This is a genomic window from Herbaspirillum rhizosphaerae, assembly GCF_046025915.1.
GTDB lineage: Bacteria > Pseudomonadota > Gammaproteobacteria > Burkholderiales > Burkholderiaceae_D > Herbaspirillum > Herbaspirillum rhizosphaerae_A.
Genome location: NZ_JAQQFR010000007.1, coordinates 234,880 through 261,813, shown reverse-complemented (window position 1 = coordinate 261,813; position 26,934 = coordinate 234,880). Strand labels below are relative to the sequence as shown.

Here is a 26,934-nt window from a genome sequence, read left to right as displayed (position 1 = left end):
AATCCTGTCCGCAACTCCACGAACAATCTCCGCGCTTACCCTCCAGCGCTCGCAATACTCCTCACAACTCCACAATACCGTAGGCCCAACTCTGAAAGTCTCCAATTCACCGCTGCTTTCATGTCTATACATAGCAACATTCCAAAGACAAAAACTGCCACTCAAATCACCGAAAAAAGCTGCAAAAATCTTTCCGTAACTAAAAAAAATAAACGAAAGAAAAGCGCCTGCCGAGGAAGAGTGCTCATCCTCACCATCTCGAAACCCGCTACCAGCGCCGTATTCACTCGGGAATAGCGGAAAATCTCCCTGCAAAAACTTCCAGATAAGCCTATTATCTGCAAACGCAATCGAGACGGGACTGGGATAAAACTCCCAGCAAACCTGCCACCGCCAGATTCTCCGCAGAACTCTCGATCGCGCCAGGCAAGGACATCCGGACGGATTGACGTCTTCCCCGATGTTCTACCCAACAGGACGTCGGAGGAGCAAAAAGATGACAACGAGCTTTAACCTCAACGGTAAGCAAGTCACAGTGAAGGCGGAACCGGACACCCCGTTGTTGTGGGTGATCCGCGATGAAATCGGTCTCACCGGCACCAAGTTCGGTTGTGGTGTGGCTTTGTGTGGCGCCTGTACGGTACAACTCGACGGCGCACCGATACGCTCTTGCCAGACACCGGTGTCTGCAGCGGCAGGCAAAAAAGTCGCTACGGTTGAATCCCTCTCCAAAGACAATTCCCACCCGCTGCAAAAAGCATGGATCGCGCACGATGTGCCTCAATGCGGCTATTGCCAGTCAGGACAACTGATGAGCGCCGCAGCCTTGCTGCGCACGAACAAAAATCCTAGTGACGCGGACATCGAAAATGCCATGAGCGGCAACATCTGCCGCTGCGGCACCTATAACCGCATTCGTGCCGCTATCAAGAGCGCCGCTGCGGAAATGCGTAAGGCCTGAGGAGAAAATCATGACAACTACACGACGGGATTTTCTCAAGGTCACGGCAGTAGTCGGTGGCGGCCTGACGCTGGGTGTCAGTCTGCCTGGTGCAATAATCGAGGCACAAGCGGCCGGCACATTGCATACGCCCAATGCGTGGGTGCATATCGCCGACGACAATACCATCACGCTGATTTCAGCCCGCTCGGAAATGGGGCAGGGCGTCTACACCTCGCTGCCGATGCTGATTGCAGAAGAGCTCAGTGTCGACATTCGCAAGGTCAAAGTCGAGATCGCGCCGGTCGGCGAGGTCTATACCAATACCTTACTCGGAGGCCAGCTCACGGGCGGCTCCACGTCGGTACGAGAGGGCTGGGAAAAACTGCGTATCGCCGGGGCGCAGGTCCGCACCATGCTCATCAGTGCGGCGGCAGAGAAATGGCAGATCAGCGCCGACAAACTGCACGTCAGCGACGGCAAGGTAATCGGGCCAGCTGGACGCAAGGCGACTTACGGCGAACTGGCGGATGCGGCTTCGAAGTTGCCTGTTCCAAAAGATGTCGTTCTGAAGGATCCCAAGGATTTCAAGATTATCGGCAAGCCCACCAAGCGCCTCGACACACCAACCAAAGTCAACGGCAAGGCCGTCTACGGCATAGACGTCAAATTGCCGGGCATGGTGTACGCATCGCTTGAGCAATGCCCCGTTATCGGAGGCAAGGTCACCAGCTTCGATGCCAGCAAAGCGAAGGCGATGTCGGGTGTGATTGACGTCGTGCAAATTCGTGACGGCGTTGCCGTCGTGGCCGACAGTTATTGGCATGCCAAGAAAGCGCGTGAAGCGCTGACGATCACCTGGGACGAAGGCCCGGTCGCAATGATCGACAATGCTTCCATGATGGAAGGTATCCGCAATGCCAAAGACGCACCGACACCGATCAAGAAAACCGGTGATGCTGACGCTGCGATGAAAACCGCAGCCAAGACCATGCAGGCAGAATATTGGTCGCCGCTGCTGGCGCATGCCACCATGGAACCGCAAAACTTCACCGCCGACTACAAGGACGGAAAATGCCTGGTCGTCGGCCCGGCACAATTCCAGCAAGGCACGCAAGGCAATGTCGCCGCTGCGCTGGGACTGAAGCCGGAAGACGTCACCGTCAAAACCACCTTTCTCGGCGGTGGCTTCGGCCGGCGTCTGGAATATGACTTCGCCGTGCAGGCGGCAGAGATTTCCAAAGCCGTCGGCAAGCCCGTCAAGCTTCTCTGGAGCCGCGAAGACGACACCACGCATGACTTCTATCGTCCGATGGCCTTCCATCGCATGGCGGGTGGGCTGGATGCATCCGGCAAGCCGGTGGCGTTGACGTTTCAGCTGACTTCGCAATCGGTGACGCAGCGCGCCTTCGGACTGCCGAAGGGCACACTGGATCCGTTCATGGCCGAAGCGTCGGTAGTGGGCTATGACATTCCCAACATGACGCAGGAACTGATCGAACACGACAGCGGCCTGCGTGTCGGCTACTGGCGTTCGGTCAGTCACGCGCTCAATGCTTTTGCCAACGAAAGCTTCATTGACGAAATGGCCGCCGCCGCCGGCAAGGATCCTTATCAATACCGTCTGGCCTTGCTCGACAAGCAGCCGCGTTACGCCAACGTACTCAAGACTGCTGCGACCAAGGCCGGTTGGGGCAAGCCGTTACCGGCAGGGCGTAGCCGCGGCATCGCCTTGATGGAAGGCTACGATACCTACATGGCGCAAGTCGCGGAGATTTCGGTGAAGGATAACGAAATCACCGTGCATAAAATCTGGGTCGTCGCCGACCTCGGGCAAATGGTCAATCCAGACACCGTGCAAGCGCAGCTTGAGTCGAGCATTGCTTTTGGCCTGTCCTCCACACTCGGCGCGGAAATCACGCTCGACAAAGGCCGCGTGCAGCAGACCAACTTCCACGACTATCCGGTCATCCGCATGTCGCAGATGCCGCGCGTTGACGTGACTTTGGTCAAGAGTACCGAGAAGCCAGGCGGCATCGGCGAGCCGGCAACGGCTTTGGTCGGCCCGGTCGTTGCGAATGCCTTGTTCGCCGCCACCGGAAAACGTGTACGCAAAATCCCGCTGTCGCCGGACAACATCAAGTCTGCGTGACCGTAGCGCATCGCCACACCATCTGACTACAGTCAACATGACGGCACTCTCGTTTAATGCGAGAGTGCCGTTTTCGTTTTTGATTCAGCCATCAAGCCCGCTACGTGCAGATGCCGATTACTCACAGCGCGTCATGAAAAATTATGCCCGCCGTATAGCGACTTCCGGAGCGCAAACGGCTGACGCCGTGCCGCATCTTCACCCGATAAAAACCACGCATACCTTGCATCGGCCGCTCGTTGACGGCGAATACGATTGCGTCGCCCTTGCGCAGCGGTACCACCTCGGCGCGTGATTGCATGCGTGGACGTTGTTCCGTCATGACGAATTCACCACCGCTGAAATCGCGTCCGGGATCCGACAGCAGAATCGCCATCTGAATTGGAAAGACATGTTCGCCGTACAAATCCTGATGCAGGCAGTTATAGTCTCCCGCCTGATATTTAAGGATCAGCGGCGTCGGTCTTAACTGGCCTGCTGCGTGGCAGCGCGCGATGAACTGTTCGTGCGCGGATGGATAACGCACCTCGGTACCCATCGCCTCGTTCCAGCGATTGGCGAGCGGCGCCAGATGCGGGTAAAAGGCATTGCGCAACTCGCCGATGATTTCCAGCAAGGGATAGTTGAAATACTTGTATTCGCCCTGCCCGAAGCCATGACGTTCCATCACCACGCGGCTACGATAGATTTCGTCGCGGGCATAGCGCGCAATCAGCGCATCGCATTCTTGTGGAGTCAGTAAGGCCGGCAAGCGGACGCAGCCATAGTGATTGAGCTCTGCGCCGATTTCTTGCCAATGCAGCGCATGCGCGCGCTGTGCGATGGTCTTGGAACGTTCCGCAGCGGTATTCATCGATTCATCCTTTACATGTCAGCGGACAGTGTAGGAAGAAGACGCTGGGACAACACTCCGCCGCTTGCTTTTGAATTCAGCGAGATCGGAGACCTGATGATCGTCCTTGGAATACGGTTACAGCATCTCTAGCGGGCGACTTTTTTTCGGCGGTGGAAATGCCTTGTCCAGCTCGGCAAAATCAGCGGCGTCCAACACCACGTCCAGGCACGCACGATTATCTTGCACATGTTGCAAGGTCGACGCCTTGGGTATCGAAATCACCCCGGGGCGGCGCAGCGTCCACGCCAGAGCGACCTGTGCCGGCGTGGCGCCATGGCGTTTGGCGATGGCGGCCAGCGTCGCATCCTTGAGGATGCGCCCTTGTTCGATGGGTGAGTAGGCCATGAGGGCGACGTTCTGCTCGGTGCAATATGGCTGCAGATCGAACTCAACGCCGCGCCGGGAAAGGTTGTACAGCACCTGATTGACCTGCACGTGATGACCATTGTCTTGTTCCAGCAATTCAGCCATGTCCTCGTTGTCCAGATTGCTGACGCCCCAGGCGCCGATCTTGCCCTGATCGATCAGTGTCTCCATGGCTTCAATGGTGGCAGCAAACGGCGGCGTGCCGCGCCAGTGCAGCAGGTAGAGATCGATGCGATCAACCGCCAGGCGTTTCAGGCTGGCTTCGCAGGCTTTGATCGTGCCTTGACGCGAGGCATTGAAAGGCAGCACCTTGCTGACCAGATACACTTGATCACGGCGACCGGTAATGGCTCTGCCGACAACTTTTTCCGCGCCACCGTCGCCGTACATTTCGGCGGTATCGATCAGCGTCATGCCGAGCTCGATGCCGTGCTGCAAGGCGCGCACCTCATCGGCAGCCCGGGCGGCTGACTCACCCATGTTCCAGGTGCCCTGGCCAAGCGCGGGTACGCGGTCACCGTTGCTGAGTGTAATGGTAGGAATGGCGTTCATGCAGGCTCCGTCACGCAAAATAGCTGGAACCTACAATGTAGCGCAGCTTGCGTTCATTTGCCGATGACGAATTTTCAGCGATCACCGTTGGTCGCCATCCTTGCGCTAACAAGCTGTAACCGGACCGACACATTCTTGCATTAAGATGAAGCAGGCTGGCCTATTCCGACCATCACGTCCTATCAAATCATGTACCCATCTCGTCTTCTGTCTCGCCTTCTCTCATTCTCGACATTCGTTGTCGTGTTCAGTATCGGCATCAGCTTCAGCACGCCGACGCAAGCTGCGAATCCCGACGCGCTGTGGCAGATCGTCAGCCAGCAATGCGTGCCCAACAGCGAGAAAAACGGCGATCCCAAACCATGCGCCATGGTCGATCGCGAACGCGGTTTCATCATCCTCAAGGACATTGTCGGCGCGGCGCAATATCTGCTCATCCCGACCACGCGTCTGTCCGGTATCGAAAGCCGCGAGCTGCTGCAAGCCGATGCGCCGAACTACTGGCGCTATGCTTGGGAGCAACGCCACCGCGTCGGCGATGCGCTCGGCCGGCCATTGGAATCGAGCCAGGTCGGGCTTGAGATCAACTCTGCTTCAGCACGCAGCCAGTTGCAGCTGCATATCCACATCGACTGCATGCGCGCCGATTTGCCGCAGCTATTGTCGGTGCATCGGCGTGATCCTCTCGGCAAGTGGATGCCGCTGATGCTTGACGGCCATGTCTATTCCGTCATGCGACTAAGCGGCGACGCATTGCAAACGCAGGATCCGTTCAAGCTGGCTGCTGCGCGCACTGCGCATGCTGCGACGGCGATGGGCGCGCAATCGTTGTTGCTGACCGGAGGGCGTTTTGAGAATGGTGATGAGGGTTTTTATCTGATCAACATGCCGGTCAACTTCGACAAGGGCGAGCATGGCAGCGCCGAGGTCTTGCTAGACCACGGCTGCGCCATTGCAAAGTAAGTTCAAGGTCGTGTCGGGCGGTCTTTACACCTGCGCCATGCCGCCATCCACAAACATCTCTGCACCGTTCATATAGCTGCTGTCGTCCGACGCGAGGAACACCAGCGCCTTGGCGATCTCTTCCGGTTCACCGACGCGGCCCATCGGCACCCGGCTGGCCAGATAGTCCAGCAAACCTTGTTGCTGTGCCGGATCGTTACCGGCCAGTTCGACCAGGCCCGCAGTGCGGATCGGTCCTGGGCTGATGACATTCACACGCACGCCTGCTTCTTTCAAATCCAGTGTCCAGCTGCGCGCCAGATTGCGTACCGCGGCCTTGGTTGCGCTATAGATACTGAAGGCGGCGGTGCCCATCGTGGTCGTGGTCGATCCGCTGAGGATCACCGAGGCACCACGCGACAGCAGCGGCAAGGCTTTTTGCACGGTGAAGACGACGGCCTTTACATTGCGGTCAAAGGTCTCATCGAAATGTTCTTCCGTGATCTGACCCAGCGGCAGCATGTTGCCGCCACCGGCGTTGGCAAACAGCACATCCAGACGGCCGGCCTTGGTGCGGATGATGTCGAACACGCGATCCAGATCCGCCAGCTTGGTGGAATCGGCTTGTACGCCGACGGCATCGTCGCCGATCGCTTTGACTGCAGCGTCCAGTTCTGCCTGACGGCGACCGGTGATAAACACCTTCGCGCCTTGCTCTGCGTAAGCCTTGGCAGTTGCCAGGCCGATGCCGCTGGTGCCGCCGGTAACGAGGGCGATTTTGTTATCCAGTTTCTTGCTCATTTCGTTCTCCTAAGGAGTGGTTAAGGTGTAGGAGAACGATATAACTATTCAATTTATGAATAAATATGCTATTTATTAAATAATAATTTCTGTATGTGAATAATGGCGTGGCAAGCTGAAGAAAGGACACATGGATCAACTACTCGCCCTACGCGTCTTCGTGCGCATCGCCGAAGCCGGCACGTTCACCAAGGCTTCCGATTCGCTCGACATTCCCAAGCCAACCGTCACCAAACTGATTCAGGAGCTGGAAAGCCATCTCGGCACCAAGCTGCTGCAACGGACAACACGCCGCGTGACCGTCACGCCTGAAGGCGCGGCCTATTACCAGCGCGCGTTGCGCCTGATCGGCGAGTTGGAAGACATGGACGCTGCCGCCGGCCGTGCGCGGGCGCAACCGAAAGGGCGATTGCGCATCGACATCGGTTCGTCGCTCGCCAGCCTCATTCTGATTCCGGCGTTGCCGGATTTTCGCAAACGCTATCCCGACATCCAGCTCGATCTGGGCGTCAGCGATCGTTCGGTGGACATGGTGGGAGATGCGGTCGATTGCGTCATCCGTGGCGGCGCCTTACAGGATTCGACACTGGTAGCACGCCGCATTGCCGAACTCGACTACGTTACCTGCGCTACACCCGGCTATCTCAAGGCACGCGGCAAACCCAGAGATCCGTCGGATCTTGAGCAGAGTCATGACATCGTCGGTTACTTCTCGTCACTGACCGGTCGCCCGTTTCCTTTGATGTTTGCCCGCGAAGGCGAAACGTTGGAAGTCCAGGTTGCCACGGCAGTGGCTGTCAACGAGAGCACCGCGCACATGACGGCGTTGCTGTCAGGTCTTGGCATCGGCCAGACTTTCGGCTTCATGGCGCGACCGTATATTCAGCAAAAGATGCTTACCCCGTTATTGGAAGACTGGCATCGCGACAAGCATCCGCTCTACATCGTCTATCCACCCAATCGCCACCTCAGCGCCAAGCTGCGCGTGTTCGTGGACTGGGCGGCAGAAGAGTTTGCGAAGTGGAGCTCTAGCTGATTTGATTGAATCAGGGAGCGGGAAGCAGTCAGCGCGCCGGCTTCTTGGTCGGGCGTGCACCGGGCGTATGCAACTGCGTCTGCATGCGCCTGGCCATCGCCGATGGGTCGAGGCAGCCACCGGTTTCCCAGCTTTCGATCAGCGTTTCGCGCAACATGAGCAGATCGCGGCGCTGGGTCTGCAAGGCTGCAATCATCTTGTCCATTTCTTGCAGCCGCTGGTCGACGCTCTGCAAGGTTCCATCGGCTGGGCCGGCGGGCGTTTCATCGAAAAAGATGCGGATGCTGTCCAGCGTAAAACCCAGGCTCTGCGCGATGCGGATCACGTACACGCGCTGCACGTCGATCTCGGAATAACTGCGATAGCCGTTGCTGCCGCGTTCCGGTGACGGCAGCAGGCCGCCGCGTTCATAGAAGCGGATGGCCGATGTCGTCAGCCCGGTTTGTTCTGCGAGTTCACTGATTTTCATGGGATCGTTTTCTGACGTGTATTACCTGCTTGACCTTCAACCTGACTTCAAGCTTAGTATCCTCGTGATCCGGCGTCCAGCGAAATTCCGCGACGCCGAACATGGAACACTGAACACTGAAAGGAAAATCATGGCAAATGGTGAATTGGTATTGGTCACGGGCGGCTCGGGATTTATCGGCGCGCACTGCATCGTGCAATTACTGGAGGCGGGATACCGCGTGCGCACCACCTTGCGATCATTGTCCCGCGAGGCCGAAGTGCGGGCGATGCTGAAAGCAGACGGCGTGCAATCCGACGTCCAATTGAGTTTTGTCGTTGCCGATTTGCTCAAGGATGCCGGCTGGGCGGAGGCTGTAGCGGGATGCGATTTCGTGCTGCACGTCGCCTCGCCGTTTCCCGCCAGCGTGCCCAAGCATGAAGATGATCTGATCAAGCCGGCGCGCGAAGGCTCGTTGCGCGTGCTCCGTGCGGCACGCGACGCAGGCGTCAAGCGTATGGTGCTGACCTCGTCTTTTGCCGCCGTCGGCTATGGCGTGCCGGTCACGTCGCAGCCCTTTACCGAAGAGAGCTGGACCAATCCGGATGCGCCGGAGGTGGCCGCCTATTACAAATCCAAGACCCTCGCCGAACGTGCCGCCTGGGATTTCATCGCGCGCGAAGGCGGCGCACTGGAGCTGTCGGTGGTCAATCCGGTTGGCGTATTCGGACCGGCATTGGGCGCCGATGTTTCCACGTCGATCGAAATCATCAAGCGCCTGATGGACGGCGCGATGCCTGGCCTTCCACGCATCACCTTCAGTATCGTTGACGTACGCGACGTGGCACAGCTGCATCTGCTGGCGATGACCGATCCGGCGGCAAAGGGTGAGCGCTTTCTTGCCGTGGCTGGCAAGAGTATTCCCTTGCAAGAGGTCGCACAGATACTGAAAACCCGTCTGGGAGAGGCCGCAGCGCGCGTACCGACGCGTCTGCTGCCGGACTGGTTGCTGCGTGTGTTTGCGCTGCTGGACCGCTCGGTAGCGCTGGTGGTGCCGGAGCTGGGCAAGGTGCGGCAGGTCAGCAACGACAAGGCGCGTCGCGTATTAGGTTGGGCACCGCGTTCCAATGAAGAAGCCATCGTGGCAAGCGCGCAGAGTCTGATGGTGCTGGGGCTGCTCAAAAGGTAAAAGAACGCAAAGAGAACGATAAGTAAGCGGTAAGTGCGCGGTAAGTGAGCAGTAAGACTCCCTGTCGGATCATCGTCCCGCACTATTCCTTTCCAACACGATGCATCCGAACCCGGGAGTTTTCATGCGGCACTACCAGTCCTTCTTCAACATCCTCGTCCTTGGCGTCGCAGCCAGTTGCGCGTCCCTGGCGCATGCGCAAGATGTCATCGGCAATATCGACGCCAATGCCAATGCGGATAGCCAGGCAGATGCCAAATCCGACGCAACGACTTGGGGACTCGGCCTGGGTGTCGGCGTTCAGCGCAGTCCATATCGCGATTACGGCAACAAGACCGGTGTATTGCCGATACTGTTGTACAACGGCAAGTACTTCCGCGTTGCCGGTACGACGGCGGATTTCAAGGTGGGCAGCGTCAGCCAGTTCGACTTTACCTTGCGCGCCAAATATTCCAATGAAGGCTACAAATCCGGCGACGCCACCATCCTCAATGGCATGGATGAGCGCAAGGACGGCTTCTGGCTGGGCGGTTCGGCAGCATGGCGCGCACCGTTTGCCAAGTTCACGCTGGAGTGGCTCAAGGCCGCCGGCAACAGCAATGGACAGACCGTCAAGCTGGGCGTCGAGCGCGGATTCACCGTCGGGAGCGTCAAGCTGACGCCGCATCTGGGCGTGGCCTGGATGAACAATGACTACGTCAACTATTACTATGGCGTAAAGTCGACGGAAGTCCGCTCGACGCGCGCAGCGTATACCGGCAAGTCAACCACCAATGCCAGTGTAGGATTACGCACCGACTACAGCCTGACTGCGGCGCAATCAATGTTCCTTGATCTGAGCGTGACCCATTACGGCAGCGGTATTACCGACAGCCCGCTGGTGGACCGTTCGACAGCACCGGGATTACGACTGGGCTATATCTACAAATTCTAGACTCTGGGGTTGTAATGAATCGCATCGCGCTGTTGGAAGATCATGAACGTATGGCAGCGTTGATCGTGAAAGCCCTGGCCGCCTCCGGCATCGAGACCGACGTCTACGCCACCATCGCGCACGCCGCCGATGGCTGCGCGCAGATGGCCTACCCGGTCTTGGTGCTGGATCGCAGCCTGCCCGATGGTGACGGCCTCGATCTGGTACGGCAGTTGCGTGCGCGCGGCGTGCTGACCCCGTGTCTCATGCTGACCGCACGCGACGCGTTGCATGATCGCGTCTCGGGGTTGGAGGCGGGGGCCGACGATTATTTACCCAAGCCTTTTTCCATGGAAGAAATGGTCGCACGCGTACGTGCGCTCATGCGGCGGCCGTCGCAGTTGCAAAGTCTCTCTCCCGAGTTCGCCGGCCTGCGCATCGAACCCGATGTCGGTTGCATGCGTCACGGTGACGACTCCGTATCGCTGGCCGCCGCCGAGATGCAATTAATGCTGGTGCTGGTGCGCGCCGCCGGCAAGACGGTACGGCGCTCTGCACTGGAAGCCGGCGCATGGGGCTTGTCCGAACCGGTCACCCCCAATGCCCTCGACGTCGCGCTGCATCGTCTGCGCCGCAAACTCGCCGCCATCGATTCCACGCTGCAGATCGCCAACCTACGAGGCCACGGTTACGCCTTGCTCGAAGCCGACAAACAAGCGCAGGTTTCATCATGAAAAGTCTATCGTTTCGCTTGCTCACCACCACCGCGATCGCGCTCACCTGCATCAGCGGCATCATCGTGCTGGCGCTGGCTTTGCTGTTGCGTCTGGGGCCGGACATGCTGATCAGTCACGATCTTAAGCGCAATGCCGAGCGTGTCCTGGCTGGCGTGCATTTCAGCGATGCCGGCGTGCCCGACAGCGTTCGCCTGAATCAAAAGATGACGGCGATTTATTCCGTGCTTCAGCAGGATGCGGCTTATCGTGTCATCGATCAGCAGGGGGCGGCACTACTGTCATCGGATCATGGCGTGACGGCGTATGTGCCCCGGGGTGCAAGTTTCGACCCCGCACGCAGTCGCTTCCGCATCGTCAACAATGGCGAAGGACAGCAAGTGCTGACCTTGCCATTTACCCATGAAGGCCGCGCGTTCTACGTGCAACTGATGCGTAGCGAACGCATGCACCGTGTGATGCTCGGCAGCGATAGCGAAAAGACGCAAAAGCTTGCCATCGCCGCTGCCATCATCGCCATGCTGATGTTCAGTCTTGTGGTGGTGTGGACGCTGCACCGCGCGTTGAAACCTCTGCGCAAGGCATCGGCTGCGGCGGAAAAAATTCAGATTGATAATCTCTCAGCGCGTCTCTCGCTGCAAGGTGTGCCGACCGAGCTGGCGCCGCTGTTCAATGCGTTCAATCTGGCGCTGCAACGACTCGACGACGGCTATCGCGTACAGCGCGAATTTCTTGCCACTGCAGCGCATGAGCTGAAGACTCCATTGGCCTTGATTCGCGGCCAGATCGAACTTGAAGGCGTCAACGGTGAAGGACAAGATCGCAGCGCCTTGCTGCGCGATCTGGATCACATGGCGCGCCAGGTGCATCAATTGCTGCATCTGGCGGAGGCCAGCGAGCGTCAGAATTATGCGATGGAAGACATCGACGTCAAAGACATCGCGGCCGAAGCAACAGCGCAACTAGAACGTCTGGCCCAACGGCGTGACGTCCATGTCGTCGACATCGCCAACGACGAGCCGGTCATGGTCGCCGCCGATCGCGGCGCGCTGTTCGTCCTGCTGCGCAACCTGATCGAGAACGCCATCCATCATGCGCCACCCGGCAGTGCCGTCGACATCGATATCAACCGGCAAGGCATCACGGTAAGAGATCACGGCGACGGTATTGCAGCCGACGCCATGCCGATGTTGTTCAAACGTTTCTGGCGGGGCGCACATCGGCGTGACGAAGGCGCAGGTCTGGGTTTGTCGATCTGCGAAGAAATTGCACGCACCCATGGCTGGAGTCTCCGGGCAGAAAATTCAGCGCCCGGCGCCAGCTTCAGGGTCTCATTCGCTCCGAATTAAGCGGCAGGCGAGTAGTTTTATTTGTTATTTAGACAATTTTCCCGTAATGCGGAAAGATGCGGCCAAGGTATCTGCTTTACTACAGACACGCGCCGTGCTTTTCTATATCATCCCGCCTTTGCAAAAATACGGCAGGGATAAGCATGTCAGACGCTTGCGGCGTGGATTTCGGAACGTCCAATTCCACGATGGGATGGAGCAGGCAGGGACAACCCTCCTTGCTGGCGCTGGAAGACGGCAAGATGACCTTGCCTTCGGTAGTCTTCTTCAACGCCGATGAAAATGAATTCAGTTACGGCCGTGCTGCGCTGTCGACCTATCTGTCCGGCTACGAAGGCCGCCTGATGCGTTCGTTGAAGAGCCTGCTCGGTTCCGGCATGATCGACGGCCAGACTGAAGTGGGCGGCCGCGCCCTGCCGTTTCGCGCCTTGCTGACGCAATTCATCGGTGAACTCAAACAACGTGGCGAACGCTCCGCCGGCCGTCGCTTCGACAGCGTCGTGCTTGGACGCCCGGTGCATTTCGTCGACGACAACGCCGACGCCGATCAACTGGCGCAAGACACGCTCGAAGAGATCGCGCGCGCCGTAGGCTTCAAGCACATCGACTTCCAGTACGAACCGATCGCTGCCGCCTTCGATTACGAATCCACTATTGATCGCGAAGAGCTGGTGCTCATCGCCGACATCGGCGGTGGTACCTCCGACTTTTCGCTGGTGCGCCTGTCGCCCGAGCGCGCGAAGAAGGCCGAGCGCCGCGACGACATTCTCGCCAACGGCGGCGTGCACATCGGCGGCACCGACTTCGACAAATACCTCAGCCTGGCCAGCGTCATGCCGCTGCTCGGCCTGGGCAGCAAGCTCACCAGCAATAGCGAAGTGCCTTCCAGCTACTACTTCAATCTGGCGACCTGGCACACCATCAACCTGATCTACACGCGCAAGGCTTGGCAGCAATTGCAGGACGTCTATCGCGAAGTCAGCGAACGCGAGAAGTTCGCGCGTCTGCTCGATCTGGTCGAACAACGCGCCGGTCACTGGCTGGCGCTGCAAGTGGAAGCGGCAAAGATCGGCTTGTCCGCAGGGGAGTCGGTGACACTGGAACTGGATCGCTTGCGTCCGCCGGAAGCGCTGCAATTGCAGCGCGCCGATTTCGACGCCAGCATCGATCATCTGGTGGAATCGGTGGAGCAAACCGTCGGCAAGTTGCTGAGCGACGCCGGCGTGAAAGCCGACGCCATCGATTCGGTGTTCTTCACTGGCGGCTCCAGCGGCGTGCATCTGTTGCGTCATCGCATTGCTGCCCTGGTGCCGAATGCGCGGCAAGTTGAGGGTGACCTGTTTGGCAGTATCGGGTCTGGTCTAGCCTTAGATGCCGTACGGAAATTTTCTTAAGTCTCACTGCCCCATAAAAAACACGCCGTAGTCCCAGCGAACGCTGGGATCCAGCGTCGGTCATCCTTTCAAGCTTCCCCCGACACGCTCAACGTCACTGGATCCTGACTTTCGTCAGGACGACGGAGCGTGAGACGACTGTTGTAGCGACGTGCATCTCTGCGAATCACGTTGTGATTCGCCATGACTGCTGGCATCATCGCAACAAATAAATCTCAGGGGAAAGCTGTGGTGCGTCGTCTCTTCGCAAAACACGGAGCGCGCTGGTTGCTGGCGCTGGTATTGACGCTGGCGGCGGGTGCGCAGGTGATGGGCTATTTGCCCGGCTTGCTGACCGACCGCATCGACTTGTTCTTCTACGACATGCGCATGCGCATTGCCAAGGTAGAAACCGACCCCCGGATCATCATTGTCGACATCGACGAAAAGAGCATCGGTGAAATCGGCCGCTGGCCATGGAGCCGCGACGTCGTCGCCGCCCTGATCAGCAAGATGACCGACAGCTACGAAGCGCAGACCGTCGCCTTCGACGTTTTGTTCGCTGAGCCCGATAACAGCTCCGGTTACGCCACCCTCGAAAGCCTTGCCCACAGCGAACTGAAATCGTTGCCGCAATTCAGCCAGCAACTGCAGGCGCTCAAGCCCAAGCTCGATTTTGACGCACGCATGGCGGCGGCCATTAACGGCCGTCCGGTGGTGATGGGTTATAACCTCTCCAACGAGCCTGACGCCATCGCCAAGGGCGAGTTGCCCAAGCCGGTCTTCACAACAGCCGCACTGGGCGGCCGTCGTCTCGACGTCACAAAATGGAAAGCCTACGGCGCCAATCTGCCGCAATTGCAGCAAGCGGCCGAAGCCGGCGGCTTCTTCAATCCGCTGCTCGACAGCGATGGCCTGATCCGTCGCGTGCCATTGATCGCGCAGGTCGGCGACAACTTCTACGAGTCACTGGCATTGGCGAGCGCGCGTTCGGCACTCGGCGCCACGCGCATGAAGCCGATCTTCCTGCAGCAGGATGCCGTGATGTCGGAAAAACAGTTGCGCGATTACGGCGCGCTGGAATCGATTGCGCTTGATACCAAACCACGTCCGATGTTCATTCCGGTCGAGCGTCACCTGACCACGCTGGTGACGTATCGCGGTCGCGGCGGCATCCACGGCGGCGCATTCCGCTATGTGCCGGCGGTGGACATCCTCAAAGGACGCATTCCCAAAAACGATCTGGCCGGCCGCATCCTGCTGGTCGGTACCACCGTGCCGGGTCTGTATGACTTGCGGGCCACGCCGGTAAGTCCGAACTATCCGGGCGTGGAAATTCACGCCAACATCATCGCCTCCATTCTTGATGGCGACTTCAAGCAACAGCCGGAATTCTCTGTCGGCTTCAACGTCGTGCAGATCGCCGTGATCGGTCTGCTGCTGGGTTTGCTGTTGCCCTTGCTCGGCCCGTTGTGGGCCATCGTATTGGCGGCGGGCACGGCGTTCGGCATCGGCGCATTCAACTTCTGGCTGTATGACAGCGGTGGCCTCGTGTTGCCGATGGCAACCGCATTGATACTGATCGCCGCGCTGTTCATCTGCAATCTGGGCTGGGGTTATCTGTTCGAATACCGCAACCGCCGCGCCATCGTCAATCTGTTCGGCGAATACGTCGCCCCGGAGCTGGTCGCCGAAATGGCCGCTAACCCTGCCAGCTACAACATGGAAGGCGAGAGCCGCGAGCTGACCGTGATGTTCTCCGACGTGCGCGGCTTCACCACGATTTCGGAAGGCTTGCAGCCTAACGAATTGCGCGAATACATCAACGCCTATCTGACTGCCATGTCGGAAGACATCCGCGGCAATCGCGGCACGCTCGACAAGTACATCGGCGACGCCGTCATGGCGTTCTGGGGTGCGCCGATCGAGTTGCCTGACCACGCCGCGCGCGCCGTGACGACGGCACTGAAGATGCAGCAAAGCTGCATCGTGCTCAATACAGAATTCGCCAAGCGCAACTGGCCGCCGCTGAAGATCGGCATCGGCCTGAACACCGGCAATATGCGCGTGGGCGACATGGGCTCGAAGATCCGCAAGGCATACACAGTGATGGGCGACGCCGTCAATCTGTCGTCGCGCCTGGAGTCGATCACCAAAGTCTATGGCGTCGGCGTGCTGGTCGGCGTGGCCACGCGCGACGCCGCGCCGGAGTTTGCTTATCGCGAACTCGACAGCGTCCGCGTCAAGGGCAAGAACGAACCGGTGCCGATTTTTGAACCGCTAGGATTAGCGTCGGAGTTGACATCGACACAGCGCGAGCAACTCGACAAATGGACGGCCGCGCTCGCCTTTGTACGTCAGCAACAATGGGATCAGGCTGAGCAAATTATCTTTGCCCTGCAGCAAGAGAATCCACACGGTTTGTACGATCTCTACCTGCAACGTATTGCCTACTTCCGTGAGCATCCTTTACCGGCGGACTGGGATGGCGTGACGACGTTCGACACAAAATAACAACGCCTGCAGTGCATGACTGGCAAGACTTTCATCATTTTATTTCCAGAAGGAAATGATAATGACAGGCCGTTGTCAGTTATGCGAAAACCCATACCCGATATTGCGGATTTTTGTCGACAGGCAATAGCCTCTCTATCTATACTCGCAAGTATGTCGCGCTGTTCGGGGTGGGTGGCGCGAGTACGGCGGTGGTCGTCAAACATAGTCTGCAACGTGGTTATTCGCATCAAGAAGAACAAGAAGTCCGCGAAATCGATGCAGCGCCTGCGGTGATGATCATTGCCGTCGTATAACAAACTCTCCGAAGAACGAACAAGATATAAACAAGGCCGGAAATCCCGCGATGATCGCGCACTTCCGGCTCTCGTTGCGGGTTTAGCATTCGTAAGCTGGGCGCAATTCTGCATGGGAAAAATTCAGGCGGCGCGCAGTGGCGGCAGGTGGTAGCAGACAGTAGTCGGGAGCATCCAGCATGCGACCGGTAAAAGAGGGTAGGGAATCCATCATAAATCGAGACGACGTCAGGTCGGCTGCCAAATTGACCGGCACCGGCAGCGTCGTCCTGAGAACGAAATAAAAAAATGAAACAACGCTTATTACAGTGTTTATTGGGGATGACATTGACGGTTGCGACCGCGAGCGCGCTTGCCGCCGACGACAGCTTCAATATCGTACGCTTTCAGGTGGAGGGCAACACGCTGTTGTCCGCAGATGAGGTGCAGCGTTTGGTGGCCCCGATGGTCGGTTCAGGCCGTGTCTACGGCGATGTGCAGAAAGCGCTCGAAGCCCTCGAGAATGCTTACCGTGCGGAGGGCTACAGCGCAGTGCAGGTGTATGTGCCGGAGCAGGAGCTCACCAGCGGTGTGGTCAGGATTCAGGTGACTGAAAACATGATCAAGGACGTTACCGTCACCGGCAACAAGCATTTCAGCGAAAAGAATATCCGCGCCAGTCTGCCGGAAGTGGAGATCGGCAAGACGCCGAATCTGCGTACCATTTCCGAGGCGGTGCAACTGAGCAACGACAGTCCGGCCAAGCAGATCAACGTGGCTCTGAGTTCCAGCGAGGAAGACGGCAAGATCAACGCCGAGATCAAGGTCACCGACAACGATCCGCTGCGCGTGTTTCTGACGCTCGACAACACCGGCGCCGCGTCGACCGGCAACTGGCGCACGGGCGTGGCGATCCAGTATGCCAACCTGTTTGACCGCGATCAGGTCGGCACGCTGGCCTACACCACCTCGCCCGACAGTCCGCATGGCGTCAAGGTGGATCTGTATTCGCTAGGTTATCGCATTCCCCTTTACAGTATCGGCGACAGCATCGACTTCATCTACGGCAAGTCCAGCGTCAATTCGCCGGGATCATCTCCGGTGCTGGGCGGTGCGCTTGGTTTCACCGGCAAGGGTGATGTCTACGGCCTGCGCTGGAACCATTTCTTCGCGCGTGAAGGCGAGACCAGCAGCAAACTGGTGTTTGGCCTCGACTACAAGAAGATTGACTCGCGCTGCAGTTTCGGCGGCGTTGAATTCAGCATCGCTCCGCCCACGCCGCCGGTGGCGTCCTGCGTGCCCTACACCACGATGCCGTTGAGCGTGACCTATAGTAGCCAGACGCGCAGCGCTACGCAAAGCACCGACTACAACATCGGCATCGCGCGCAACTGGGGTACCGGCACGTCCTATACCAACACCACTACCGATGGCCGCACCGACCGTTATTCCTACCTGACGCCGGGCAGCCGCAATACGCATGACGACTTCCTGATTTTGCGCGCTGGCGCATCGATCTTCAAGGGTTTCGCCAGCGACTGGCAAATGCGCATAGCCTTCACCGGGCAATACGCCAAGGATCCGCTGGTCTCGGCCGAACAATTTGGACTGGTTGGTGCTACCACCGTGCGCGGCTTTACCGAGCGCGCCGTTGCAGCCGACAGTGGCCTGATCGTCAACTCGGAGGTCTACACGCCGGAACTGGTTAGCAAAGGAAATCTGCGCCTGCTGGCTTTCTACGACATCGGGCGCGGCTACAACAACAACGTCGGCAACAGTGGCCTGCCGAACAATCTGACGGTGGCGAGCGTTGGCTTCGGCGCACGCTATGTGCTGAGCCGCGATTTCAACGTGAAACTGGACGTCGCCCGGGTCGCCAACCCGGGTACATCCCTGACCGAAAAACGTGGCGATTTGAACGCGCATATAAGTGCGACATTGGGGTTCTGACATGAATAATCCAGACCAAAAAACTATTGCCGGCAAGGACGCTGCGCGCGTCGAATTGCTGCCGCCGTCCTTCACCCTGCGTGTGGGCAATCGCCGCCTGACCATGAGCTGGCGTCCACGCAAAGCGGTGCCGACGCTGTTGACCGGCCTGCTGCGCCGCTCGTGGCGAGCGATGTTCGGCAAGTCCTTGCGCATCTCGATGACAGCTGCAGCGATTTGTGCGGCGTGGAACGTGCCGGCGCTGGCGGCTGCGCCGCCAGTGAACACTTTGCCGACCGGCGGCGCCATCGGTTACGGCAACGCCACGATCACGCAAAACGGCAACACGCTCAACATCAATCAGACCTCCAGCCAGGCAATCGGCAGCTTCACCACGTTCAGCATCGGCTCCAATGCCGTGGTCGATATCAGTCAGCCGAACGCGGCGGCGGCCTTTCTGGCGCGCGTGACCGGTTCCGATCCATCGCTGATCTACGGCTTGTTGAAATCGAACGGCACGGTTGCCCTGATCAATCAGAACGGCATCCTGGTCGGCCCCACTGGCGTCGTCGACGTTGCCCGTTTCATTGCTAGTACGCTGAACGTCAGCGACAGCGATTTTCTGGCCGGGCGTCTGACATTCAACAGCGGCGCGACCGTAGGCAATGTGGAGAACCAGGGCACCATCAAGAGCGCTACCGGCGGCAGCGTTTATCTGATCGGCGCCAATGTCACCAACAGCGGCGTGATCACCAGCCCGAACGGTGAGATCCTGCTGGCTGCAGGCCAGACGGTGCAATTGGTCGACACCGCCACGCCGGGCGTGTCGGTGAACGTCATCGGCGCCGCCGGCAGCGTCACCAATCTAGGCACCATTTCAGCAGCGGCTGGCCGCATCGGCATCGCTGCCGGACTGATCAACAACAGCGGCAACATCAACGCCAGCAGCGTGGTCAACGATGGTGGCCGGATCTTCCTGCGGGCGTCGCAAAACCTGACGACCACGGCCAGTTCTAACATCACTGCGGACGGCGCTGGCAAGGGTGGCAGTGTGGTGTTGTATTCGGACAAGGTCGCTTATCTCGACGGCGACATTTCGGCGCGCGGCGCTGCGGGCAAGGGCGGCTATGTGGAGACGTCCGGCAGGCAGTCGCTGGACGTGGTCAAGGTGCCGACGGTCGGCAGCGGCGGCGAGTGGTACATCGATCCCTACGATCTGGAAGTGGTGAGCGATTCGTTCGCCACCAACAACACGACAGGCACTGACGCCATCAGTTCGAGCGGCAACAGTTCGAAAATCAGGGCATCGACCATCGTGGGCATGCTGAACGGTGGCACGGACGTGACCCTGACCACCGGCAACAGCGGCGGGTCGGACGCCGGCAACATCACCGTCAGCGCGGACATCAACAAAGTGGGCGTTGTAGATTCCAACCTGACGCTGAATGCCCAGAACAATATTTCCATCAACGCCAACATCACCAGCAGCGGCAGCGCGCTGAATCTGACGTTGAACAGCTATTACCGCGGCGATGGCGGCGGTTCGCATGACGCCAACGTGAATCATGCTGACATTTCGCTCAACGGCGGTGTGCTGACCGTCTCAAACGGCAACAGCACAATCACTTCCAATGCGGGTAACGGCGGGTTGAACCTCAACAATGGTTCACGCCTGCTGCTGACGCAAGCCAGCAGCGGTCTGAAAGCCGCCGACGTCACGGTGGACGGCACCAGTTCGCTGTTTATCAGTCAAGGCTCGGCCTCGGTGGGCAACTTCACCAATAGCGGCACCACCAGCGTCAGCGGCAGCGGTACGCTCAACGTCAGCGGCGATGTCAACAACCACAATCTGCTCAATCTGAGCGGAAGCGGCAACGTGAATATCTCGGGCAGCATCAACAATACCGATACCGGCACCATGAATGTGGATGCAACGTCGCTGCACTTCAATCAAACCAACAGCCTCAATACCTCCGGCAACTTCAACGTCAATGGCGGGACCGTTTCCGTTCAGGGCGGCAATGTCTCCGGCAATGTCAGAATCGCCTCCGGTGCAGCATTCCATCTGAATTTCATGAACGTTGGCAATGTCACCGGGGCCACCAGTTTCACGGGCGGCGGGAGCATGACGTGGTCCGGGAATATCACTTTACTCTCGGACATCACCTTGGCGGCCAATGGGCCATCTTTGACGCTTAACGGCAGCAATCCCGAGTTTGTTTTGACCTATTCCGGTCAAACTCCCCGCACATTCACCACCGGCAACACCGTGACAGTAAATGGGCGCGCGTCATTGGATCCTGGCGTGATCTGGAACAATAGCGGGACGGTCAACATTAACGCTCTTAATCAAGAGGGTGACAGACTCTCGCTTGGGGGAAATGCGCAGCTCAATAACCTGCAACGCGGCACAATCAACCTTACCGGACCGACTTCGTTGGTCGCGAATGCAGGGGATTTCAACAATCAGGCTGGCGCAACCTTGAATCTTGGTACTTGCTCGACGCTGGATGTCAGTAGCAATGCGAAGTTCGTCAATGCCGGCAATATCACGATGCAGGTCGCTTCCAAAATTCTCGCTTCGAACGCTGCCAATTCCGGGATCATCAGCGGGAACGGCACGATTACTTCATCAGGCGTCTTTACAAATAACGGCGTCGTGACGTTAGGCAATAGTGGTTCTCTTACTGCCATATCATTTGCCAACAGTCTTGGTGCGACACTCAACGGAACCGGCTCAGTCTCGCTGACCGGAAGTTTTGATAACAACGGGATCGTCGCCCTGGGTACCACCGGCAGCGTTACCGCCACCAGCTTCAATAACAATGCGGGCGCTACGGTCAGCGGCAACGGGACGTATACCGTGAGCGACACGTTCACCAACAGTGGTACGCTGGCTCCAGGCGGTGACGGCACGATCGGCACTATCAACATAGCCGGAAACTTTTCGCAAGCAAGTACAGGCGCATTGAACATCGATGTCATTGATGCCACAACTGACACTGGTCACGATCGTCTCATTGTCGGTGGGGCTTCGATCTATCTGGACGGGACCCTCCAGACCAGGTTGCTGAATGGCGCGGCACCTTCGCTGGGAACAAGTTTCGCGGCGATTACATCAACAGCTTCCCCGAGTGGCTATTTCCGTCATGTCTTGGGTGATGTGCTCGGTAGCGGCAGTTCCTTGCGTATGTTCAAGGCGACTGGCTACACCGCCCCCGGACTTACGTTGACCATGTCCGGTTCGGCAGACTTCTCCTATGCAGTAGGTGAAGGTGGCGATTGGGGCAATCTTTATAACTGGCGTGTGAGTGGCGATAGCGCAGGTTATCTGCCGACGGCTGTCGACAATGTTTCCATCGGCAGCGGCATCGTCGTATCGCACTATGACGGCACCGACATCGTCAACAGCATCAACATCGAAGCTGGCAGAATGGCCGGGGAAATCACCCTCGGCGGCGGGCAGTTGCAATTGGTTGGCGGCACGCTGCAGACCACCAATCTGACTTCTGCCGGCACGGTCAGCATTGGTCAGGCAGAAGGTCCAGGAGGGGCCTTGACTGTATCCGGCACAGCGCTGATGAGTTCGCTGAGTCTGGACGGCATGGGCTACGCCTTGAACGGTACAAGCGGTTCGTCGATCGTCGTCAACGGCACGTTCAGCCAGACCGGCGGCGCAGTCATCAATAGCAGCGGCAATGTCGCATTGACGCAGGTGGCACCGACGCAGCTGAATGGTGTGCAGACCGAGGGCGTGACCCAAAACAATCCTGCGAACCTGGTCGTGGGGAATATCACGGCAGCCAGTCTGTCATTGACATCAGCTGCGGGAAACATCACGCAAACGGACGCGCTGCATGTCACGCAGCAGTTGACTTCATCCTCGGCGACCGGCACCACGCTGGACAATGCCAACAACCAGATCGCAGCGTATAGCGGCGCGAACAGCGGCGGCGGCAATATCATGCTGAAGAACACGCGTAACCTCACCGATACCGCGAGCACGGGTGCGGTGATCATCAACGGCATCACCAATACTGGCGGCGACGTCATCATCGACAACACCGGTGGCATGGCGACGACGAGCAAGATCAAAGTGAGCGGGGCGCTTTCTCTGGTGACGCATAGTCCGCTGACGATTGGCAGCGGCGGTATCGACGCGTCGGGCAATATTGTACTGGTCGCTGGCAACAGCGGATCGTCCGCCGATAATCTGATCATCAACGGCGTGGTTACGTCAGCTGGTGGCAATATATCCCTGTTCGCCGGCAACAGCATGTCGGTCAACGCGAATATCTCCACTGCGCCGCCGGGCCAGGCTTTGTTCGTCGTGACTAACGGCGTTATCTCCTATGCGCCGGGTGTGACCATCACCGACATCAACGGCACGCGGATACCGGTTGCGCAGGTGCTTGCGCAAATTGTGTCGCCTACGACTACATCAACCACTACGCAAACGATCACGCAAGCGATAACCCCAGTTGTGAATACGGTTGTCAGCAGCGCTACTTCGCCCCAGTCCACCACGGTCACGCTTGTTCCGCCTACCTTGTCCTCCTCGACTTCGACGAACACGGCGACGGAAACCATGACCACCGGCGGCGATTCGGGTTCCTTTGGCGGTAGCGATTCGGGAGGATCAGGTTCTGTATCGACCCCGGTAAAGAGCTCGACCAAAACCGCAAGCAAGTTGTATTGCAGCTGATATCTCGAGGACATCATTCAATGAAACAAGCTCTCCAAACGAGATATGGCGCTACCCGCACAGCGATGCTGTACGTCTGGCAACTGGCATGTCTGCTTGCTCTCCTGAGTTGGGGCAGTCTGGCGGTGGCCCAGGTAGTCGGCACCGTCACTCACTTGTCCGGCGTGCTGACGGTCAAGCATGCAGACGGCAGCACTGCGGTCCTGGCGATCCAGTCGAAGATCCAGCAAGGCGATACGCTGATCACCGAATCCAACACTTATACCCGCGTGAAATTCCTCGACAACGGCGAAATCGTCTTGCGTCCCGGATCACAGCTGGTGGTCAAGAGCTATCTCTATGATGCCGACAAGCCCGAGAAAGACAGCGTCAGCATCAGCCTGGTCAAGGGTGGTTTGCGTGCCGTCACCGGTTTGGTCGGTAAGCGCAATCACGATGCGGTGAGTTTCGACACGCCGACGGCAACCATCGGTATCCGGGGCACCCACTTCGGTGCGCTGTTCTGCCAGAATGACTGCGGCGGGGTGCCGACTGCGAGCGGTAGCACGCCGCAGAACGGTCTGCATGTCGATGTGGCGCAAGGTGCGATCGTGTTGACCAATCCGGCCGGGCAGCAGGTGTTCCAGACCGGGCAGTTCGGATTTGTGGCGAACCTGAAGACGCCGCCGATGGTGGTGCCGCTGACCGAGGGCGTGCCGGTAAAGATGCCGCTTTCGATCAGCAAGAATGCGCCGAAGACCAGCGCCACCAGCGTCGTCAGTTCCACCAGCGGCGCTGGTGGCGTGGATTGCATCGTTCAGTAAGGGATAGGCGGCAGCAGGACGCTGCCGCTGGTCAGAAAGTCAGAAGTTCAGCACCGACTCGGCCATCAGCATCTTGATGTTGCGCGTCCCGGCACCCTGCAGCAATTCCTTCTCGATCTGATTGAACAGGCCGGGTTTGGCGTGCGTGACGAGGATTTCCGGATTGCTCTTGAGCTTGGTCAGATCATCCAGCAGCAGGCTGGGGCAGAAGTGCTTGGACAGTTTGGCGAGTTCGCGTTCGCTGTCGGGGAAGGCGGCTTCGACGATCAGGTAGCGCAGCTTGTCGATGGCGTTGACGGTTTCCCACAGTGCGTCGCAACTGGTGGTGTCGCCGCTGAAGACCAGGCTGGCGTTGCTGCGCAGGTCTTCCAGGTGATAGCCGACAGCGGGTACGGTGTGGTTGGCCGGTAGTGCGGTGATGCTGCGTTCGCCGATGAGCAGCGACTTGCCGACCTCGATGGTGTTGAAGCGCAGGAAGGGATTTTCCGGTGAGGGAATCTCGCTGAAGTCGGGCCAGATTTGCCAGTTGAAGATGTGCTTGCGGATGATGTCCTGCGTTGCCTGCGTGGCGTGCATGGTCAGTGGTGTGTTGCGCTGGTCGCCGACGCTGTCTAGGATGAAGGGCAGGCAGGCAATGTGATCCAGATGCGAATGCGTGATGAAAACGTGGTCGATGGCAGCCAGCGCTTGCAAAGGCAGATCGTTCACGCCGGTGCCGGCGTCGATCAGGATGTCGCTGTCCACCAGCAGGGATGTGGTGCGCAGCGTGTTGCCGCCTATGCCGCCGCTGCAGCCGAGAATTTCTACGCGCATCGTCTGATCTGGATTGAAATAATGATTATTGCGACCGGAACAAATATGTTCGTACGGAAATTTTCCGCGGCCCCCCGTAATACTGCTCTTGTTATTTATGTGAAAGATTGCTGCCCGGAAGCATAATGTGGCAATCTAGACAACATCGTTCGATGGTAAGTTATCCGCCGGTCTAAATCAATAAAAAGCACGGACGCATCCAGCGAAACAACAGCAAAAAATGACGCAGGTCAAAGAACCGCAAACGGCAAAACGGTGGGGGAAATGACATTTCAGTCATCTCATCGGTTGCGTGCAATGCGCGCCAGTGTCTCGTTGCAGTAACAGGCAGGAAAAAACCGTGCTGCTTGACACTTTGTTGTCAGTAATGAAGCGTATCTTTGCAGAATCACACAGTACAGCAAGCAAACGTTTTTACTGCATCACAGAACGCGATGCAGGCCAGCTATCTTCATTGAGCCGATGAACAACATGAAAAACCAGCATCTCGATATCGCCCACCGCCTGGAAAAACTGACCGAGCTCAGTGTGGCGCTCAGCAGCAACCGCAACATCCCGTTGTTGCTCGAGCGCATCCTGCAGACCGCGCGCAGCATTACCCTGGCCGACGGCGGCACGCTCTATCGCACGGTGGAGGACGAGGATAGTCTGGCTTTTTATATCTCGATCAACGATACGCTGGGCATGCATCAGGGCGGCAGCAGCGAGCAGAAGATCACCATCCCCAACATCCAGCTGACCCTTCCCGACGGTACCAAGAACCTCGGTGCCGTCGCTGCTTATGCCGCCAACACGCGCAAATCGGTGAACATCCCCGATGTGTATCAGGCCAAAGAATTCAACTTCTCCGGCATGCGCATGTTCGACGAGAAGTTCGGTTACCACTCGCAGTCCTTCCTCACCGTGCCGATGCAGGATCACGAAGGCGAACTGGTCGGCGTGTTGCAACTGGTCAATGCGATCGATCCGGATACCGGCAAGCCGCATCCGTTTTCTCAGACCGATCAATACTTCATTGAAGCGCTGGCATCGCAGGCGGCCATTGCCATCACCAACCAGCAACTGATCTATCGTCTGGAAAATCTGTTCGAACATTTCATCAAGCTCATCAACATGGGCATCGATGAAAAATCGCCGCACACCGGTCGCCATTGCGAACACGTGCCTGAGCTGGCGATGATGCTGGCCGAAGCCGCGCATGCAACTACCGACGGTCCGGTCGCAGAATTCCAGATGACCGAGCGCGATCGCCGTGAGTTGTGGGTGGCAGGTCTGCTGCACGATTGCGGTAAGATCACCACGCCCGATCACGTGGTCGAAAAGTCGACCAAGCTGCAAACCATCTATGACCGTATCGGCCTGATCGACACGCGCTTTGAAGTCCTCAAGCGGGACGCTGAAATCGCCGTCCTCAAAAAGAAGCTGGAGCTGGGCGCTGCGCTCGACGCTGCACAAAGCGAAGCGATGGATCGCGAGCTGGAAGAACAATGCGCCGCGCTTGATGCCGACCGCAACTTCCTGCGCAAGGCCAACATCGGCAGTGAAGGCATGAAGCCGGAAGATCAGGATCACGTCACCGCCATCGCCGCACGCCAATGGCGCGGCCCGGCAGGTGAAGTCATCTCAGCGCTGACCGACGACGAAATCACCAATCTGCGCATCCGCATGGGCACGCTCAACGATGCCGAGCGCCAGGTCATCAACAACCACATCGTCGTCACCATCAAGATGCTGGAGTCGCTGCCGTGGCCGAAGCAATTGCGTAACGTCACCGAATACGCCGGCGGCCACCACGAGCGCATGGACGGCAAGGGTTATCCGAAGGGACTTACACGTGACCAGATGTCGCTGCCGGCACGCATGATGGCGATCGCCGACATCTTCGAAGCACTCACCGCTGCCGACCGTCCGTACAAGCGGGGCAACACGCTCAGCGAAGCGCTGGAAATTCTCGGTGGCTTCCGCCAGCGCGATCACATCGATCCGGATCTGTTCGACGTCTTCGTGCGCAGCCGTGTCTACGAAAAATATGCGGAGAAGTTCATGCCCGCCAGCCAGATCGATGTCGTCGATCACAGCAAGATTCCGGGTTACGTTCCCTGAAGCCGGGGCCACCGGATGCCGGACGGTTGAAGCCGTTCGGCGATCGCACCTGAACTCAGTGACACCTCACATCGCTCACTGCGAAAAACAGCGCAGGAATTT

Annotated in this window: 20 protein-coding genes; 15 read left to right on the top strand and 5 right to left on the bottom strand. The window is 58.3% G+C overall.

The genetic code is table 11. The features are described 5' to 3' along the window. The first annotated feature begins 496 nt into the window (after positions 1 to 496). Both PQR63_RS13105 and PQR63_RS13100 read left to right on the top strand, forming a co-directional pair. Positions 497 to 961, top strand: coding sequence for a (2Fe-2S)-binding protein (locus tag PQR63_RS13105; protein ID WP_408168329.1), 465 nt, complete (start codon positions 497 to 499; stop codon positions 959 to 961). Positions 962 to 971: 10 nt separating this feature from the next. Beyond that, complete coding sequence (locus PQR63_RS13100) at positions 972 to 3,092, top strand: xanthine dehydrogenase family protein molybdopterin-binding subunit (RefSeq protein WP_408168328.1); 2,121 nt, start codon at positions 972 to 974, stop codon at positions 3,090 to 3,092. A gap of 121 nt (positions 3,093 to 3,213) precedes the next feature. Here the strand turns inward: PQR63_RS13100 and PQR63_RS13095 are convergent, their stop codons facing one another. Beyond that, complete coding sequence (locus PQR63_RS13095) at positions 3,214 to 3,945, bottom strand: 2OG-Fe(II) oxygenase (protein ID WP_408168327.1); 732 nt, start codon at positions 3,943 to 3,945, stop codon at positions 3,214 to 3,216. Between the two features lie 117 nt (positions 3,946 to 4,062). Continuing rightward, on the bottom strand, positions 4,063 to 4,905 hold the full coding sequence (locus PQR63_RS13090) for an aldo/keto reductase (RefSeq protein ID WP_408168326.1): 843 nt from the start codon (positions 4,903 to 4,905) through the stop codon (positions 4,063 to 4,065). A gap of 243 nt (positions 4,906 to 5,148) precedes the next feature. Between PQR63_RS13090 and PQR63_RS13085 the strand changes: the two genes are divergently transcribed. After that, positions 5,149 to 5,868 (top strand): CDP-diacylglycerol diphosphatase, encoded by a 720-nt coding sequence (locus tag PQR63_RS13085; RefSeq protein ID WP_408168325.1) that lies wholly within the window; start codon positions 5,149 to 5,151, stop codon positions 5,866 to 5,868. Between the two features lie 24 nt (positions 5,869 to 5,892). On the opposite strand, the gene PQR63_RS13080 is transcribed toward PQR63_RS13085, so the two are convergent. Then, positions 5,893 to 6,648 carry an SDR family oxidoreductase gene (locus PQR63_RS13080; RefSeq protein WP_408168324.1) on the bottom strand — a complete coding sequence of 252 codons (756 nt, stop codon included), beginning with the start codon at positions 6,646 to 6,648 and terminating at the stop codon, positions 5,893 to 5,895. Between the two features lie 130 nt (positions 6,649 to 6,778). Here PQR63_RS13080 and PQR63_RS13075 point away from each other — a divergent pair, with 130 nt between their 5' ends. After that, positions 6,779 to 7,684: a LysR family transcriptional regulator gene (locus PQR63_RS13075; protein WP_408168323.1), complete on the top strand. Its 906-nt coding sequence runs from the start codon at positions 6,779 to 6,781 to the stop codon at positions 7,682 to 7,684. Between the two features lie 28 nt (positions 7,685 to 7,712). On the opposite strand, the gene PQR63_RS13070 is transcribed toward PQR63_RS13075, so the two are convergent. Next, complete coding sequence (locus PQR63_RS13070; protein ID WP_408168322.1) at positions 7,713 to 8,153, bottom strand: MerR family transcriptional regulator; 441 nt, start codon at positions 8,151 to 8,153, stop codon at positions 7,713 to 7,715. A gap of 130 nt (positions 8,154 to 8,283) precedes the next feature. Between PQR63_RS13070 and PQR63_RS13065 the strand changes: the two genes are divergently transcribed. From PQR63_RS13065 to PQR63_RS13020, 10 genes are all read left to right on the top strand, one after another. Further along, positions 8,284 to 9,321 (top strand): SDR family oxidoreductase, encoded by a 1,038-nt coding sequence (locus tag PQR63_RS13065; protein ID WP_408168321.1) that lies wholly within the window; start codon positions 8,284 to 8,286, stop codon positions 9,319 to 9,321. 124 nt (positions 9,322 to 9,445) lie between these two features. Next, a complete protein-coding gene (locus PQR63_RS13060; RefSeq protein ID WP_408168319.1) occupies positions 9,446 to 10,255 on the top strand; it encodes a MipA/OmpV family protein in 810 nt (269 codons plus the stop codon). Between the two features lie 14 nt (positions 10,256 to 10,269). Beyond that, complete coding sequence (locus tag PQR63_RS13055) at positions 10,270 to 10,968, top strand: response regulator transcription factor (protein WP_408168317.1); 699 nt, start codon at positions 10,270 to 10,272, stop codon at positions 10,966 to 10,968. Further along, positions 10,965 to 12,317 carry a sensor histidine kinase gene (locus PQR63_RS13050; protein ID WP_408168315.1) on the top strand — a complete coding sequence of 451 codons (1,353 nt, stop codon included), beginning with the start codon at positions 10,965 to 10,967 and terminating at the stop codon, positions 12,315 to 12,317. Before PQR63_RS13055 ends, PQR63_RS13050 begins: the two co-directional genes overlap by 4 nt. Positions 12,318 to 12,460: 143 nt before the next feature. Further along, positions 12,461 to 13,711 (top strand): Hsp70 family protein, encoded by a 1,251-nt coding sequence (locus PQR63_RS13045; RefSeq protein WP_408168314.1) that lies wholly within the window; start codon positions 12,461 to 12,463, stop codon positions 13,709 to 13,711. Positions 13,712 to 13,939: 228 nt separating this feature from the next. Beyond that, positions 13,940 to 16,204: a CHASE2 domain-containing protein gene (locus PQR63_RS13040; protein WP_408168340.1), complete on the top strand. Its 2,265-nt coding sequence runs from the start codon at positions 13,940 to 13,942 to the stop codon at positions 16,202 to 16,204. A 113-nt stretch (positions 16,205 to 16,317) separates the two neighbouring features. Continuing rightward, positions 16,318 to 16,500, top strand: a complete 183-nt coding sequence (locus tag PQR63_RS13035) for a hypothetical protein (RefSeq protein ID WP_408168313.1) — start codon at positions 16,318 to 16,320, stop codon at positions 16,498 to 16,500. Positions 16,501 to 16,788: 288 nt separating this feature from the next. Continuing rightward, positions 16,789 to 18,429, top strand: coding sequence for a ShlB/FhaC/HecB family hemolysin secretion/activation protein (locus tag PQR63_RS13030; protein WP_408168311.1), 1,641 nt, complete (start codon positions 16,789 to 16,791; stop codon positions 18,427 to 18,429). 1 nt (position 18,430) lies between these two features. Further along, positions 18,431 to 23,113 (top strand): beta strand repeat-containing protein, encoded by a 4,683-nt coding sequence (locus PQR63_RS13025; protein ID WP_408168310.1) that lies wholly within the window; start codon positions 18,431 to 18,433, stop codon positions 23,111 to 23,113. A 20-nt stretch (positions 23,114 to 23,133) separates the two neighbouring features. Further along, the gene (locus PQR63_RS13020) at positions 23,134 to 23,916 is read left to right on the top strand and encodes a FecR family protein (RefSeq protein WP_408168309.1); all 783 of its coding nucleotides are present in this window, start codon (positions 23,134 to 23,136) and stop codon (positions 23,914 to 23,916) included. Positions 23,917 to 23,955: 39 nt separating this feature from the next. Here PQR63_RS13020 and PQR63_RS13015 read toward each other — a convergent pair whose 3' ends face one another. Continuing rightward, on the bottom strand, positions 23,956 to 24,729 hold the full coding sequence (locus PQR63_RS13015; RefSeq protein ID WP_408168308.1) for a 3',5'-cyclic-nucleotide phosphodiesterase: 774 nt from the start codon (positions 24,727 to 24,729) through the stop codon (positions 23,956 to 23,958). 462 nt (positions 24,730 to 25,191) lie between these two features. On the opposite strand from PQR63_RS13015, the gene PQR63_RS13010 reads away from it, so the two are divergent. Then, a complete protein-coding gene (locus tag PQR63_RS13010) occupies positions 25,192 to 26,832 on the top strand; it encodes an HD domain-containing phosphohydrolase (RefSeq protein ID WP_408168307.1) in 1,641 nt (546 codons plus the stop codon). Positions 26,833 to 26,934: the final 102 nt, after the last annotated feature.